We start from the raw sequence: 13,940 nt of genomic DNA, 5'->3' as shown, positions 1-13,940 counted from the left end.
TCAATGCGCTGGCAACCGACTCGCAAGCGCTTGCCGCTGCACACGTGCAACCCCGTGCCGCTGTCAAGCCCCCGTACGGCCCTTGTGACGAATCAGCACGGTGACTGCGCGCCTGGCACTCGGCCGCCCACTATGCTGACCGCCGTGCTCGAACCCAACGCCCCCGTCGCGCCGCACCCGGACATCGCTCACCTCGCGCCCCTGCTGGGCGTCTGGCGGGGCTCCGGCCACGGCGAATACCCGACCATCGACTCCTTCGACTACGACGAGGAGATTCAGTTCGGGCATGTGGGCCGACCGTTCCTCACCTACCGCCAGCGCACCCGGCACGCCGCCGACGGCCGCTCGCTGCACGCCGAGACCGGCTATCTGCGATGCGCGGGCCGCGACCGGATCGAGCTGATTCTCGCGCACCCGACCGGCATCACCGAGATCTGCGAGGGCACCCTCGCGGTCGACGACGACGGCCTGCACCTGGACATGGGTTCCACCTCGATCGGCCGCACCAGTACGGCGAAGCTGGTCACCGCCCTGGGCCGCACGTTCCGGGTGTCCGGCGACACCATCGACTACACGCTGCGCATGGCCGCGGTCGGCCAGCCGGAACAGCATCACCTCGCGGCCAGCCTGCGACGCGCGGAGTAGTACCGAAGCGAGACCGAATCGAGACCCGCCCGCTGACCTGCGAAAGAGGCGTAATCCGGCAGTTCTGTCCCCGATTCGGGGGTTGTCGGCACCGAGTGTCCCGTTCTACCGTTTCGTGACCAGCTAACAACCGGCGATCACGAATTTCGAACCTTTCACTCTTATTTCGCCCACACGGGAGAACCCCTCATCGATAAGGGAGAGGCCCATGAAGCGGTCGACTCTAGCCGTCATCACGGCGGGCATGATCCTGGCAGGCACCGGCGCGGTCGAACTCCTCGGCGACTATTCGGTCAGCTCCACCACCCCCGACCAGAACACCGCCCCCGCCGTAGCCCACGCCGACCTGAAACCCTTGACCCAACGCTGAATTCCCCCGAATCCCCTCGAGGTAATTCACCCCGCCCCATCCGCAAGACGATCCCTTCGCGGCAACGCGTTCACGTCACGGCGATCAGCCCGACCGCGACGAACTCAGGCCGCGCCGGCGGGCAGCGCGGCGAGCATGTCCCGCGTGACGGCGACCGCGTTGTCGGAGCTGCCGCCCTTGACGATCAACGTCGCCCACGCCATATCGCCCCGGTAGCCGATGAACCAGGAGTGCGAACCACCGTCGACTTCGGCCTCACCGGTCTTGCCGTAGACCTCCCCCTGATCGGCAATGCGGGTGGCGGTGCCATCGAGAACCACCTGACGCATCATCAACCGCAGACCCGCGATGATCTTCGGCGAGGGGGCGGGACGAGCGGCGGACACCTTGGTCGGATGGCCGGACAACAGATACGGCACGGGTGCCGACCCGTGCGCCACCGTGGCGGCGACCAACGCCATCCCGAACGGACTCACCAGCACCCGCCCCTGCCCGATGCTGTTCTCGGTGCGCTGGGTCAGGTCGTTGGTCGGCGGCACCGAACCCGAGACCGTGGTCAACCCGGGTATCGAATAATCCGGTCCCACACCGAATTTCGCGGCCGCCGTGGTGAGCGCGTCACTGGCGAGCGAACTTCCGAGCTTCGCGAACGAGGTGTTGCAGGACCGCGCGTACGCCTGTGACATCGGCACATCACCGAGACTGAACCCGTCGTAGTTCGGAATCGTCCGCTCCCCGATGACAATCTGCCCCGGACACGGCAGCACCGTATCGGGAGTGACCACCCCCGCTCCCATCGCCGCCGCCGCGGTCACCGTCTTGAACGTCGATCCCGGCGGATACAACCCCGACATCGCGACCGGACCGTCCGCATCGGCCGACTCGTTCTGTGCCACAGCGAGAATCGCGCCCGTGGACGGCTGCACGACCACCATCACCGTCTTGTCGGTCCGCCCGTCCACCGCCCGCTGCGCCGCATTCTGCACGGTCCGGTCCAGACTCAACGCGAACGACGGAACAGGCTGCGGCGCAACCTCTTTCAACACATCGGTATCCACCCCGTTGGCGTTCACGGTGACCACGTCCCAGCCGTCCTTACCGTCCACCTCGTCGATGACGGTCTTGCGCACCTGGGTGATCAGATCGGGCGCGAAGCCGCGATCGGTGGGCACCATATCCCACTCCCGGCTGGTGGTGACCCCGGGAAGTCCGAGCAGATCCCCGCTGACCTGGGTGAACTCCGCATCGCTCAGCAACGCGACGGTGTACGCGCCCCCGGCACCGCGCGCGGCGGCCATGATGCTGTTCGCGGTGATGGTGTCGTCGAACCGGTGCAGCGCCGAACCGAGCGTATTGGTGGTGTATCCCGCGTCGGTGGCCTGCGCGAGCGTGAACGTAATCCGGTGCACCACACCGGGAATCAGCACATCGCTACCCGAACGTTCGTTGACCCGGGCGCGCGGCGCGGGCGTCTCCCGCAACGCCATCGTCTGGGTGTCCCCGAGCTGCGGATGGATATCCGACGCGGTCCACCGCACCTGCCAACCCCCGTCGACCCGCCCCATCTGCAACTGCCCGGTATAACTCCAGACCCGGTTCTTCGCCAGATGCCATTCGTAGGTGTAGTCGACGGTGGCGGTGTCACCGTCGACCCGCGCGGAACCGGTGTGCGCCGACATCGTCTGTGCGCCAAGGTTGTCCCACGCCGAGGCGAGCGCGGTGGCCGCCCTGTCCGGCTGATTGGTGAGCCCCGCCGCGGCGTGCACATCGTGCCGGGCGAAGTCGCCGACGAAATCGGCCGCCGCGGCCACCGGTCCCTGCGATCCGGCCCCGCACGCGGTCGCCGACGCCGCGACCAGCACGGCGGCCAACACCGCCGCCGCCCGACGACGCGGAAGCCGACAGTTGCCCTGAGACAGCGGAATTCGCAGTGTCACCATCGCGTGAAATGGTATCCAGCCCGCACCCCGCCCATGGGGCGACACACGGCAGCCCGGAACGCTCCGAGCCGGTCAGTCCACCAGAATTGTGGCGAATGTGCCGATCTGCCGGAATCCGATGGTCGCGTACGCGCGCCGGGCGACCTCGTTGTAGCTGTTCACGTACAGACTCGCGGTCCGCCCCGACGCCACCACCGAATTGGCCACCGCGGCAGTCCCCAGCGTGCCGAATCCCTGCCCGCGCCGATCGGGATGCACCCACACCCCCTGGATCTGCCCGGTGCGCCGCGACATCGCCCCGACCTCGGCCTTGTACACGACCTGCCCGTCCTCGAAACGCGCCCAGGCCCGGCCGGACTGGATCAGACTCGCCACCCGCCGCCGATAACTGCGCCCACCGTCCCCGGCCCGCGGATCCACGCCGATCTCCTCAGTGAACATCGCGACCGCCGCGACCAGATAGCGATCGAGCTCATCGGTCCGCACCCGTCGCACCTTCGCGTCCGCGACCACCGCCGACGGCCCGTCCAACGCCAGCAGCGGCTGTTCGGACCGCACCTCGCGCGGCGGCCCCCAGTGCCGGCTCAGCAGCTCCCACATCGGCAACGCCAGTTCCTGCCGCCCCACCAGCGACGAGCACACCCGGGGCCAGCGCACGGCCCGTTCGGCGAACGCCTCCAGATCACCGCGACCACCGCACAACGGAATCAGATTCGCCCCGGAGAAGCACAGCGACTTACCGGGCCCACCCCGACTCCAGACCTCGCCGAGCCCGGTCCGGGTCTCGATGCCGTACTCCTGCAACCGCGCCACGACCATGCACGAGGCCACCGGATCGGCATCGAGCACCTGCAACACCCGCGAAAGATCCCGATTGGCAAGTTGACGCGCACCGGACAACCGATTCCGTCGAGTGGGTTCCAGCACGCTCCGCACGATCACAGCCTGCCATGAACAGCCGGACGATGCGGAGATTTGTCCCAGGTCGTTACCGCGTGTGGGCCCGGGTCACCGTCAGCTGACGGTGACGACCGGATCACCCGCACCGGCATCCTCGCCCATCTCCTCGGCGATCCGCATGGCCTCCTCGATCAGGGTTTCCACGATCTGATGTTCCGGAACGGTCTTGATGACCTGCCCCTTCACGAAGATCTGGCCCTTGCCGTTACCCGAGGCGACGCCCAGATCGGCTTCGCGCGCCTCGCCGGGACCGTTGACGACGCAACCCATCACGGCCACCCGCAGCGGCACCTCGAGCCCGTCGAGCCCGGCGCTGACCTCGTTGGCGAGGGTGTAGACGTCGACCTGCGCGCGCCCGCACGACGGGCAGGACACGATCTCGAGTTTGCGCGGACGCAGATTCAGCGATTGCAGAATCTGATCCCCGACCTTGACCTCCTCGGCGGGCGGCGCGGACAGCGAGACACGGATGGTGTCACCGATCCCCTGACTCAGCAGCGCACCGAAAGCGACGGCCGACTTGATCGTGCCCTGGAACGCCGGACCGGCCTCGGTGACGCCCAGATGCAGCGGATAGTCGCTCTGCGCGGCCAGCTGCCGGTACGCCTCGACCATGACCACCGGATCGTTGTGCTTGACCGAGATCTTGATATCGCCGAACCCGTGTTCCTCGAACAGCGAGGCTTCCCACAGCGCCGATTCGACCAGCGCCTCGGGGGTGGCCTTGCCGTACTTCTCGAGCATCCGCTTGTCGAGCGAGCCGGCGTTGACGCCGATGCGGATCGGGATTCCGGCGGCGGCGGCGGCCTTGGCGACCTCCCCGACGCGCCCGTCGAATTCCTTGATGTTGCCCGGATTCACCCGCACCGCAGCACATCCCGCGTCGATGGCGGCGAAGATGTAGCGCGGCTGGAAGTGGATGTCGGCGATCACCGGGATCTTGGATTTGCTGGCGATGGTGGCCAGCGCGTCGGCATCTTCCTGCCGGGGGCATGCCACGCGCACGATGTCACAGCCCGAAGCGGTGAGCTGCGCGATCTGCTGCAGGGTGGCGTTGATGTCGTGGGTTTTGGTGGTGGTCATGGACTGCACCGAGATGGGGTGATCGCTACCCACTCCCACGGTGCCGACCATCAGCTGGCGCGTTTTGCGTCGCGGTGACAGGACCGCCGCTGGTGCGGCGGGCATACCCAATGCGATGGCACTGGTCACGTTCGGCTGCCTACTTTCCATATCTGCTCCACCGGATCTGTTGCCGAGTCTAGTGCTGCCGGATTGGCGGGCGCTGTGTGAGCCTCGATGCAGTGCGGTCCGATCGGACCCACGGTAGGGAATTGAGCCGTACACCCAGGTATTCGGCGCCCTGCGACGCTTGGTTCTGTGCAACAGGTTTCACCCCGGGACCAGTGCCGCGCGGGATTCGGCGGCCGACGCTGCTGTGACCGAACACACAGTGCGGCGGATCACCACATGGCCGAACGCTGCTCCTGGAGAATTCGGTCGACCAACTGCTGCACCGACGCCTGCAACTTGTCCGCGGTCAACGGGCTCGCCTCGAGCCGGTTACCGACAGTGAGGAGATAACGACCGTCGTCCACGAAATCCACGACCTGCAAATAGGTCCCCGACTCCTGCCAGCCATCCAGCGCCGGACCCTGATCCACCTTGATCTCGACCCGGGTCTGATACGGCCGCCGCAGGAAACGCACCACCTGCTCGCGCGGGCTGTTGCGATCGGCGGCACTCCACGTCTCGGGCGGGTCCAGATCCAGCCGGTTGATCGACACGCCGTGCCCCGTACCCGGCCGCACCGGCGGCATCAGCGACACCAGCCGCCCGATCGCGCCGTTGCCCGCGTGCGAGTAGACCCGGATATCCCCGACGGTGTCGAATTCGTCGCCCGGCTCCTGCACCAGCAGCGAGCTGCGGCCGTCGGCGATGCCGGCGTGCATGCGGACCAGGCGATCGCGCCCGTCCCGCCGCACACCGAACACCATCACGTGCGCCCGAGGCTGCGCGAGCGTCTCGAGGGCGCGGTACAGATCGTCGTTGTCCTGGGACAGATCCGCGAGTTTCCGTGCGGCAGCGGCATAGTCGGGATCCAGATCCGCACGGACCTCGACATCGGAACGGTATTCGATCGGGTACGGCATCCGATCGCGCCCCAGCGCCTGCCACGCGAGGAGAAACTCGAGCTGGGTGAGCTTCCACGCATTCGCCATAGTGTTCATCGTCCGCCCCGTCACGCGCCTACCGGCCCGCCGAACCCATCGGCGAGCCGGGTGATTGTATCAAGTTGCCGCACAACATCTTCCGATCGGTCCGATCACTCGGTGTAGTCCCCGCCGATCACGCCGCCCGGCAGCAGCTTCGGGTCGGGACCGGTCAACTCCTCGTATACCCCTCGGAGGTAGTCGGGCGTCTTGTGCTCGCTGTCACCCTCGCCGTCCTTCTTACCGCCATGCGGCATACCACCCAGACCATTGAGCGAATTGTTCTTGGCGGCAGAGGCATTGGCGGCCGTCGCGGTGTTGGTGCCCGCGGTCGTGCCCGGAATGCTGGAACCCAACCCGCCGCCGGACGAGTTGTACCCGCCCCCGCCGGTGGTCCCCGCGGTGCCGGAACCCGATGGGCTGTAGCCCGCGGTCGAGGTCGGCGAGTAGCTGGAACTCAGGCCGGAGGTCGCGTCCGGGAGATTCAGGCTCGACGGGCTGGTCGAAGTGCCGGTGCTGTTGTACGAGTTGTAGCTGGTTCCGGTGCTGGTCGGGTTGGTGCTCGTGCCGTTGCTGGTACTCGTGCCCGTGCTGGTTCCCGAACCGTAGCTGTGGCCGGTGGAGTTGTAGGTGTTCGGGCCGGTGGAACTTTGGGAGGGGCCGCTCGGGCCGGTGGCGCCAGCGTTCTTGTCGGTTTGGGATACGCCCGGCATCTTCGGAACCTGGGTATTGGCTTCCGGGACGTACTGCTTGTAGACGTGGTTCATGACGTCGCGGGCAGCATTCTGAGCGTTGCTCGACCGACCGTGATCGGTCATGACGTGGGCGACAACGCTGCCCGGGGACAGCACATTGGTCACAATGCCAAGCAGCGACGAGTTGGTGCTCGACTGCTTACCGGGAATCTGGTTCTTGACCTGGGTGAGAGTGACGGTGGCGTCGTTGATCTTGCTGGCGACCATGTTCGCGGCGTTCGTCAGCGAGCTCATGTCTTCGGCGAAGTTGCGGACAGTGGTTTTCGCGGCTTCGGCGGTTGCGCCGGACCAGCCGTTGTTCAGCTGGCCTTCGATCGCATTTTTGAACAGATCGCACTTCGAACCCAGGTCCTTGGCGATGTTGGTCCAACCGTCAACACTCGTATTGAGACTCTGAACATTGATACTGTTCTGATATTTTATTATCTCGTCATGCGACATGCCGTCGAAATTTTCCATCAACTGCGCGACGGTTTGAGGTAGGTACTCACCGTGATAATTCTGGCCGAGAGTATTACTGACCGAGTTCGCCGCCGACCGACCGGCATCACCTTTCGTCGCAGCGTCCTTCTCGCTCTGCGTAGGTTTGACGCTAGAGTCGAACTGGTGGCCGGTAAGAGTATTGAACCAATCGCCGAAACCCATCGCTCTATATCCCCCTTCGAACTGGTCAGCCGTTGATGTTTTTCATGGCTTGACGAATTTTATCTTTTGCAGCCTCGTCCGAGGCAATGAATTTATCCCGAGCTGTGGTAAGCATTTTTTCAAGCTCCTGAATCGCGTCAATTCGAGCCTGAATGGCTTCCTTGAGCGATCCTGAAACCTTTCCACTGCCACCATCACCCAGATCACTGAATGACTGTCCGAGCGCCTTCGCAGAATTTAGCGAACCAAACGCATCGACGTGCGTCAATCCAGAGCAGCGGTACTGAAATTGCACTAGATCCACCAGAAATTCTTGACAAATCATAATGCACTTGTTCGCTACACCGTCTTCGATTATGAGCTGTCCCGATGCTGCACCACTTGTCAAGTTGGTGAACATCTGCTTCATGTCTATCTTACTATCATCGGCCATGCTCTATCCCATCCATGCGTTCTGGTCAGCGGAATTCACTTTGGAATTGATGAATTCAGAGAGTTCGCCGAACTAAGCGCTACAGCACATTCATCGACAGGTGTGGCAGCGGTGCCCAACTTGCGAGCTATAATTTCCACTACACCTTTCGATGTAGGGAAATCTACACCACAGTCCTCCCCTTGTTCGGTATAACTCAGCGCTTGACGACCGGACACATCCACATCGTGAATATTCTTGAAATTCGTATTCGAACGAACTTCATCTATCGTATGCGATGTAGAATAAACACTCAGTACATAAGTATCATTTCTCCAGACACAGCCCTTCCAGCCAGCCTGGGGTGCACCGAACGCGTTCGTATCCTTCGAGCTCGGATTCACTCCCGCTGCCTTGACAGCGCTGTCCGAGAGACTGCATGGGTCCCACAACTGAGCATCAGCCAGCGTGGTCGGAGCCGCAGTCTCCGATCCCGACGTCTTGTTGCATCCAGCCACCGACAGCACTACGAACAGGCCAGCCGCTATTGCCAGCGCACGCATACAACCCCCGATCATCGAGAACAAGTCGCCTCACCTTAGCAACACAGCTCCCCCAACTCGACTGCTCAGTCATACTAGCCGGGACCAGCGCCCGCTACCAGCGTCTTACCGCCTGCGAGCGTACGGACCGGACAGTACTTCCCGGGCCAGATGCCATGCCGCACAGCAGAAGACACCCGCGCAACCGACACGCCCGTCTGGTCGATGACGCCGCGGACCGCCTTCGACGATGACCGCTTCCAACTCGGCGTTGATCATCCGGGACCGAAAAGTGATCGGCTGGTGCGCATTCCGATCACTTCGACCACGATCTACGCGCACCACGCCTCGTGGCCGATAGAATTCACTTGGGAATCGAAGAGTTCAGCGAGTTTGCAGTTTTCAATGCGACCGGGCAAACACTCTCAGCTGACGGATTACTCACACCCGCTAGCACAATTATAATCTCTACCACCCCTTTCGGGGTTGGAAAATCTACACCGCAACCATTACCTTGCTCCGTGTAACTCACAGCCTGACGGCCGGTTAACTCCACGTCGTGAATATTTTTCAGACTCGCATTTGCGCGAACCTCAGCCATGGTGTGCGACGTCGAATTTACGTTCAAAAAATAGCTGTCATTATTCCATGCGCAGCCCTTCCACCCGCTCCTTGGACCACTGAAAGGGTTCGTATCCTTCGAACTCGGATCCACTCCAGTTGCTTTGACAGCACTGTCCGGCAACGCACACGGATCCCACAGCTCCGAGTCGCTGAGCGTGGTTGAGGACGAGGATGGCGATCCTGACTGAGTCTTGTTGCATCCGGCCGTGGCCAGGACTACACACAGGCCAGCCAGTGCTATCAGAGTGCGCATATGGAAGAACCCCCGCGAATCATTCGGAACGAAGCTCGCTCAACGTAGCACTCGGTGGGGTGGGAGCGATGGTCGCCGTGGTTGTGGCGACCATCGGGCCTCGGCTGCGGGATGTGGGTCGAAAATGGTGTGGGGCAGGGGAATCGGGCGGGTTACTGATCGAAGGTGCCCTTTGCGAGGCGGTCGGTGAAGGTGTCCCAGTCGGACGGGGTGAAGATCAGTGCCGGGCCGGTTGGGTTCTTCGAGTCTCGGACGCCGACCATGCCCTCGCTCAGATGAGCTACCTCGACGCAGTCTTTGCCGCCGATGCTGCGACTGCTCTTGAACCACCGTGCACCCGACAAGTCGATGATCATGATCCGTACTCCTTCTCAATCGCCTCGATAAGGCTGCGAGTGTCGTTCTCTCCCAAGGCTACTCGCTCGATATCGGCGCGAGTGGCCCGATACAGTTCGATTTCAGCCGGTTTATCCAGGTAGAGCACACCTGCAAGACTCTCCACATAGACGACCGGCGGCTCCGTGAGTACTGGGTTGAGGTGCTCCGGAAATTCCATCAAGACGAAATCCTTGGCAAACAGCCCCCAATGCACGGAAGCATCGGATCGAACGACCCGAATTGAAACATTCGGCAGCTCACCAACTTTGAGGAGATGAATCATCTGCCGAGCCATTACGTGCTTGCCTCCAATATTCTGGTGCAACACCGACTCGTTCAGCAGGGCGACCAGCGTGAAGTTCGGATCAGCAAGTCGCTCTTGCCTCTTCTCAAGCAACCGGATCTCACTGTCGATATCATCAGGTTCGCCCTGCGCTTCCGAGATCGCCCGCCGATATTCCGGAATCTGAAGCAGCCCAGGCAGAACCGCCATCTGCCACGTTGCGAGTTGACTGGCTGTTCCTTCGAGACCGACATACAACTCGGCGTCCGGTGCAAGACCACCGACGAACGACTGCCACCACCCGTCCTTGCGTGACTCGCCCGCCAACCACAGCAGCACCTCACGGTCCTCATCGCCGACCCCATACAGGTTGCACAGCAGGTTCACGGTCACCCGCTTCACCTCACTGGAACGTCCAGTCTCCAACCGCCACAACGTCTGTGACCCCATCTCGCACGACCGAGCCGCGGTCATCCGACTCATCTTGAGCCCCTCCCGGAACTCCCGCAGCCGACGCCCGAGCACCCGACGCGGCAGACTGCTGTTGTGCGGTTCATCAGACACTGAAAACACCCACCCTTCCAATTACGGGACCACCGTTCCGCACGTATTCCAATGCACTCCACCCCAATTGGAACGTTCCAGTATTCCAAACCATATGGAGCGATTCCGTCTCCGGACGAAATCCGACGGTGGCCTCCCACCGTACCCGTTCGATGATTTACTGGCATGCGTTGACGGCCACCGAATCCCATCGGTCAACCGTCCATTTTGCCGATCCCACAACACTTTTCCGCATTGCGTTTTCACGCGTCGACAACCGATCACCGAGCAGAAGAAACGGAAGATGCTGTACTACACCCGAAACGGCGAAACCATCGTCATCCCGTCGGAAGTGTGCGACCGCGCCGAGCTCGACCTCGCCCACACCCAGATGCAACTCCACCGGCACTGCCGCCTCGATCATTGCGCCTGGAAATGGGTCGCCTACACCACCCTCGTCCACCACGGCCGCATCGTCCCGCCCCTGACCACCCTCCGAACCCGCGCCCGCCGCCGCGACCTCTCCCTCCCCACCACCGCGAATCCTCCCGACCCCCAACTCTTCCGAGAAATTCTCGACGGCCTGACCCGCCTCGCCCGAGAACTCGACAACCCCGACGAGACCCCGTGAACCCGATGTCCACCTGGAACGAACTGTCGAGCATCGTCACCGTCCTCACCGGCTCCGCGGTGGTCCTGCTCGCCCTCGGCTGCCTCTGGCCGCCACCCCGCCCGAACCGACCCCACCCACCCCGTCGCCCATCACACGACACCTCGCCCCGAACATGCTGTCCCCCAACATCTCCCCACTCCAAGAGCTGCGGTACCCGACTACAACCGAACCGTTGCGCATCCCCCTGCTCGCACAACTACCCCACCCTCTCATCCTGCGGCCCTCCCCCACCCTCGTACTCCCTCACCACCGCCCACCGCGACATGCAACTCCACCGCGACCACACCTGCCCCGCAAACGCGCCGCCTTCGCCACCCTCGTCGCCGCAGGCCGCATCACCCCCGACTCCTACCGCCCCTGGCACCGCCCATGACCCCCGAATTCCCCCCACACCTCGTCCGAGCAATAGCCCTGGCCGCCCGCGCCACCACCCAGGGCTACCGCCTCGTCCGCCTGACCCCCACCCCCTACACCTGGCAACTACTCGACGCCCTCGACCAAACCCCCATCTACACCGCCGACTCCCTCGACGACATCGAAACCTGGCTCAACACATGACAATCCGCACCCACCAACCATCTCGAAAACCCGTCGCGCGTATATATTCCCGAGCTCCAACGCCGGGCGCCCGATACGTCAGGCCGTGTCAGGCCTCTCGAACCGCGCAACGAACCGCAGCTCCAACGCATGCGCCAACCGCTCGAGCATGCCAATGGTGGGCGTGCCACCGCCGGACTCCAAACGTGAGATATCGGGCTGATGCATCCCTGCTCGCTGCGCGACGATTGGCTGGCCAACCTGGAAACCAAAATCCCTGGACCGGAGACCCATCGCCGCGGCGCAATACGATCCGCAGTCTCGACGACGTTGCCGCACGCGGCAATCAACAAGCGATCGATCTGCTGGACCAGCAGTTGCGTCACGAACCGCGACTGCCTCAACCCACCCTCGACTGGGCCAGCCAAGCCCTGCGAAAGATCGCAACCACGAAGAACTTCCAGCAGATCGTCGCACTCCTGAAAGAAGCCCCACCGGGACCGCACTTCCTCTGGCTGATCGAATACCTCGGCAAGGTCGAGACTCCCGAGGCGCGCGAACTGGCCATCAGTTATATCGATGGGTTCCACACCGAATTCGCGATAAAAGCCCTCGTGCAGATGAAGGCGACCGGCGTACGCCATCTGATCGAACCGATCGCTGACGACGTGACCTCACACTTCTGCCGACGGGCGCGATGGGCACTGGACAGGATCCCCCGATTGACCTTGCGCCACAATGGATCCCATCGCACGCCGGTCGGGCCGGATACTGTATTGCGGCAGCGGAGAGCTTCCGTCGACGCAGGGATTTCCTGGTCTGTAAGCAAGATCCCCACGGCCGCAACAGTGTTCAGAGGAAGTCTGCCCGATGTTCCTCGGCCCATTCGGCGAATGTGTGGGCGGGGCGGCCGGTGACATCGCGGACGGTCGTCGAGATCGCCGCCGGGCTGGTCGTTCCCGCTCGCCATCCCGCCAGGACCACGTCGACGCCGAAAAGTGGCATGGTCCTGGCCAATTCGATGCGGGCCTGCTCGAGCGGGATCTTCTCGATCGCGATCTCACGATCGATGGCCGTGCCGATGTGTTCGACCTGTCGGCGCAGGGTCAGCGATTCGGGGCCGTAGATGAGGTAGCTGCGGCCCTCGTGACTCGGCTCGGACAGGGCGGTTACCGCCAGGGCGGCCATGTCCTTCTCGTGTACGGGGGCGGTCTGCGCGTCGGGGTACGGCAATCGGACGACACCTTCATCGCGGATCGAGTCGCGCCACCACCACAGCGAGTTGGTGGCGAAACCGCCGGGACGGATGAATGTCCAAGCGAGACCGGACTTTTCGATCGCGGACTCGACGGCGAGGTGTTCCTGCGCGATCGGGTTGTCCTCGGCTCCGGGCTGTACGACCGAACCGGAGGACAGCAGTACCACGTGCCGCACACCGGCGGATTCGGCCGCCGCCACGAAACCGTCGATACCCGTCGACTTGGTGTAGAGGAATACGCGTCGCGCGCCGTGGAGCGCGGCGGGCAGGGTTTCAGGACGTTCGAGATCGGCCGCGACGACCTCCGACACCCCGTGCGTGGTACCGAGCGAACCTGGGTTCCGGCTCGTCAGGCGGATCGGCTCGCCGAGCGCGCTCAGGCCCACCGCAACATGGCGGCCGACATTACCTCTGGCTCCGAAAATGACTGTGACCATGCCCGAAGCGTAGATTCGGAGCTAACTCAGAGAAAGTACCTACCTCGAGGTAAGCTCCGAATATGGAGGTAGGCACGCAGGCAGCGAGTGCCGAGTGGCAGGGCATCAGTGACGCATTCAACACTCAATGCCCCGCCCGCGAGTTGCTCGAGCACATCACCGGCCGCTGGGGCATCCTGATCATGGCCGCGCTGGGCGCGGGCCCGCGCCGCTTCTCCGAGCTGCACGCCACGATCGGCGGCATCAGCGAGAAGATGCTCTCCCAGACCCTGCGCACCCTGGTCCGCGACGGAATCGTCTCCCGCACAGTCGAACCCACCACACCCCCGCGCGTCAGCTACGAGCTGACCGCACTCGGCCAGGGCCTCACCGAGTCGATGCAGCACTTCCTGAACTGGATGCGGCAGCACACGCCCGAGGTCGTCGCCGCCCAGCGCCGCTACGACCGCCAGCGCTGAGCCTGCCGAACCGT

18 protein-coding genes are annotated in these 13,940 nt (G+C 63.6%); 6 read left to right on the top strand and 12 right to left on the bottom strand.

The features are described from left to right. Positions 1-132: 132 nt before the first annotated feature. Together NRB20_RS08120 and NRB20_RS08115 are read left to right on the top strand one after the other, a co-directional pair. Complete coding sequence (locus NRB20_RS08120) at positions 133-645, top strand: peroxynitrite isomerase (RefSeq protein ID WP_153409138.1); 513 nt, start codon at positions 133-135, stop codon at positions 643-645. Positions 646-853: 208 nt separating this feature from the next. Beyond that, a complete protein-coding gene (locus NRB20_RS08115) occupies positions 854-1,015 on the top strand; it encodes a hypothetical protein (protein WP_153409136.1) in 162 nt (53 codons plus the stop codon). A 104-nt stretch (positions 1,016-1,119) separates the two neighbouring features. Here the strand turns inward: NRB20_RS08115 and NRB20_RS08110 are convergent, their stop codons facing one another. From NRB20_RS08110 to NRB20_RS08065, 10 genes are all read right to left on the bottom strand, one after another. Continuing rightward, positions 1,120-2,955, bottom strand: a complete 1,836-nt coding sequence (locus NRB20_RS08110) for a penicillin-binding transpeptidase domain-containing protein (RefSeq protein ID WP_153409134.1) — start codon at positions 2,953-2,955, stop codon at positions 1,120-1,122. A gap of 72 nt (positions 2,956-3,027) precedes the next feature. Beyond that, on the bottom strand, positions 3,028-3,891 hold the full coding sequence (locus NRB20_RS08105; RefSeq protein WP_319944616.1) for a GNAT family N-acetyltransferase: 864 nt from the start codon (positions 3,889-3,891) through the stop codon (positions 3,028-3,030). A gap of 78 nt (positions 3,892-3,969) precedes the next feature. Further along, positions 3,970-5,127, bottom strand: a complete 1,158-nt coding sequence (ispG, locus tag NRB20_RS08100) for a flavodoxin-dependent (E)-4-hydroxy-3-methylbut-2-enyl-diphosphate synthase (RefSeq protein WP_319944615.1) — start codon at positions 5,125-5,127, stop codon at positions 3,970-3,972. A 251-nt stretch (positions 5,128-5,378) separates the two neighbouring features. Beyond that, complete coding sequence (locus tag NRB20_RS08095) at positions 5,379-6,137, bottom strand: ESX secretion-associated protein EspG (protein WP_194289761.1); 759 nt, start codon at positions 6,135-6,137, stop codon at positions 5,379-5,381. Between the two features lie 104 nt (positions 6,138-6,241). Beyond that, complete coding sequence (locus tag NRB20_RS08090) at positions 6,242-7,528, bottom strand: hypothetical protein (RefSeq protein WP_153409128.1); 1,287 nt, start codon at positions 7,526-7,528, stop codon at positions 6,242-6,244. A gap of 25 nt (positions 7,529-7,553) precedes the next feature. Next, positions 7,554-7,961 (bottom strand): hypothetical protein, encoded by a 408-nt coding sequence (locus NRB20_RS08085; protein ID WP_153409127.1) that lies wholly within the window; start codon positions 7,959-7,961, stop codon positions 7,554-7,556. 35 nt (positions 7,962-7,996) lie between these two features. Next, on the bottom strand, positions 7,997-8,503 hold the full coding sequence (locus NRB20_RS39515; protein WP_194289760.1) for a DUF3558 domain-containing protein: 507 nt from the start codon (positions 8,501-8,503) through the stop codon (positions 7,997-7,999). 343 nt (positions 8,504-8,846) lie between these two features. After that, entirely contained in the window at positions 8,847-9,359 is a 513-nt protein-coding gene (locus tag NRB20_RS39510; RefSeq protein ID WP_153409124.1) for a DUF3558 family protein, read from the bottom strand. A 152-nt stretch (positions 9,360-9,511) separates the two neighbouring features. Further along, complete coding sequence (locus NRB20_RS08070) at positions 9,512-9,715, bottom strand: DUF397 domain-containing protein (protein ID WP_153409122.1); 204 nt, start codon at positions 9,713-9,715, stop codon at positions 9,512-9,514. Next, positions 9,712-10,545, bottom strand: coding sequence for a helix-turn-helix domain-containing protein (locus NRB20_RS08065; protein ID WP_319944699.1), 834 nt, complete (start codon positions 10,543-10,545; stop codon positions 9,712-9,714). The genes NRB20_RS08070 and NRB20_RS08065 overlap by 4 nt, the downstream gene beginning before the upstream one ends. Before the next feature lie 322 nt (positions 10,546-10,867). On the opposite strand from NRB20_RS08065, the gene NRB20_RS08060 reads away from it, so the two are divergent. Together NRB20_RS08060 and NRB20_RS08055 are read left to right on the top strand one after the other, a co-directional pair. Continuing rightward, a complete protein-coding gene (locus NRB20_RS08060; RefSeq protein WP_153409118.1) occupies positions 10,868-11,194 on the top strand; it encodes a hypothetical protein in 327 nt (108 codons plus the stop codon). Positions 11,195-11,605: 411 nt separating this feature from the next. After that, positions 11,606-11,794 (top strand): hypothetical protein, encoded by a 189-nt coding sequence (locus NRB20_RS08055; RefSeq protein ID WP_153409116.1) that lies wholly within the window; start codon positions 11,606-11,608, stop codon positions 11,792-11,794. A gap of 78 nt (positions 11,795-11,872) precedes the next feature. Here the strand turns inward: NRB20_RS08055 and NRB20_RS38855 are convergent, their stop codons facing one another. Continuing rightward, entirely contained in the window at positions 11,873-12,001 is a 129-nt protein-coding gene (locus NRB20_RS38855) for a helix-turn-helix domain-containing protein (protein ID WP_406603794.1), read from the bottom strand. Between NRB20_RS38855 and NRB20_RS38850 the strand changes: the two genes are divergently transcribed. After that, complete coding sequence (locus tag NRB20_RS38850; RefSeq protein ID WP_264766342.1) at positions 11,980-12,690, top strand: hypothetical protein; 711 nt, start codon at positions 11,980-11,982, stop codon at positions 12,688-12,690. The two genes, NRB20_RS38855 and NRB20_RS38850, sit on opposite strands and share 22 nt — an antisense overlap. Here the strand turns inward: NRB20_RS38850 and NRB20_RS08045 are convergent. Next, complete coding sequence (locus NRB20_RS08045) at positions 12,626-13,468, bottom strand: NAD(P)H-binding protein (RefSeq protein ID WP_153409112.1); 843 nt, start codon at positions 13,466-13,468, stop codon at positions 12,626-12,628. The genes NRB20_RS38850 and NRB20_RS08045 overlap by 65 nt on opposite strands. 62 nt (positions 13,469-13,530) lie before the next feature. Here NRB20_RS08045 and NRB20_RS08040 point away from each other — a divergent pair, with 62 nt between their 5' ends. Beyond that, entirely contained in the window at positions 13,531-13,926 is a 396-nt protein-coding gene (locus NRB20_RS08040; RefSeq protein ID WP_153409110.1) for a winged helix-turn-helix transcriptional regulator, read from the top strand. The last annotated feature ends 14 nt before the right edge of the window (positions 13,927-13,940 follow it).

The organism is Nocardia macrotermitis, from assembly GCF_009604405.1.
GTDB classification, from domain to species: Bacteria; Actinomycetota; Actinomycetes; order Mycobacteriales; family Mycobacteriaceae; genus Nocardia; species Nocardia macrotermitis.
Note: the sequence above shows the minus strand (reverse complement) of the source record. Positions and strands in the feature narration are given on the sequence as shown.

What these genes read in the sequence shown, in the direction of transcription:
- NRB20_RS08120 (WP_153409138.1), top strand. Translation starts at nt 133, where the DNA reads ATGCTGACCGCCGTGCTCGAACCCAACGCCCCCGTCGCGCCGCACCCG.
- NRB20_RS08115 (WP_153409136.1), top strand. Translation starts at nt 854, where the DNA reads ATGAAGCGGTCGACTCTAGCCGTCATCACGGCGGGCATGATCCTGGCA.
- NRB20_RS08110 (WP_153409134.1), bottom strand. Translation starts at nt 2,955, where the DNA reads ATGGTGACACTGCGAATTCCGCTGTCTCAGGGCAACTGTCGGCTTCCG.
- NRB20_RS08095 (WP_194289761.1), bottom strand. Translation starts at nt 6,137, where the DNA reads ATGGCGAATGCGTGGAAGCTCACCCAGCTCGAGTTTCTCCTCGCGTGG.
- NRB20_RS08090 (WP_153409128.1), bottom strand. Translation starts at nt 7,528, where the DNA reads ATGGGTTTCGGCGATTGGTTCAATACTCTTACCGGCCACCAGTTCGAC.
- NRB20_RS08085 (WP_153409127.1), bottom strand. Translation starts at nt 7,961, where the DNA reads ATGGCCGATGATAGTAAGATAGACATGAAGCAGATGTTCACCAACTTG.
- NRB20_RS39515 (WP_194289760.1), bottom strand. Translation starts at nt 8,503, where the DNA reads ATGCGTGCGCTGGCAATAGCGGCTGGCCTGTTCGTAGTGCTGTCGGTG.
- NRB20_RS39510 (WP_153409124.1), bottom strand. Translation starts at nt 9,359, where the DNA reads ATGCGCACTCTGATAGCACTGGCTGGCCTGTGTGTAGTCCTGGCCACG.
- NRB20_RS08070 (WP_153409122.1), bottom strand. Translation starts at nt 9,715, where the DNA reads ATGATCATCGACTTGTCGGGTGCACGGTGGTTCAAGAGCAGTCGCAGC.
- NRB20_RS08060 (WP_153409118.1), top strand. Translation starts at nt 10,868, where the DNA reads ATGCTGTACTACACCCGAAACGGCGAAACCATCGTCATCCCGTCGGAA.
- NRB20_RS08055 (WP_153409116.1), top strand. Translation starts at nt 11,606, where the DNA reads ATGACCCCCGAATTCCCCCCACACCTCGTCCGAGCAATAGCCCTGGCC.
- NRB20_RS38855 (WP_406603794.1), bottom strand. Translation starts at nt 12,001, where the DNA reads ATGCATCAGCCCGATATCTCACGTTTGGAGTCCGGCGGTGGCACGCCC.
- NRB20_RS08045 (WP_153409112.1), bottom strand. Translation starts at nt 13,468, where the DNA reads ATGGTCACAGTCATTTTCGGAGCCAGAGGTAATGTCGGCCGCCATGTT.
- NRB20_RS08040 (WP_153409110.1), top strand. Translation starts at nt 13,531, where the DNA reads ATGGAGGTAGGCACGCAGGCAGCGAGTGCCGAGTGGCAGGGCATCAGT.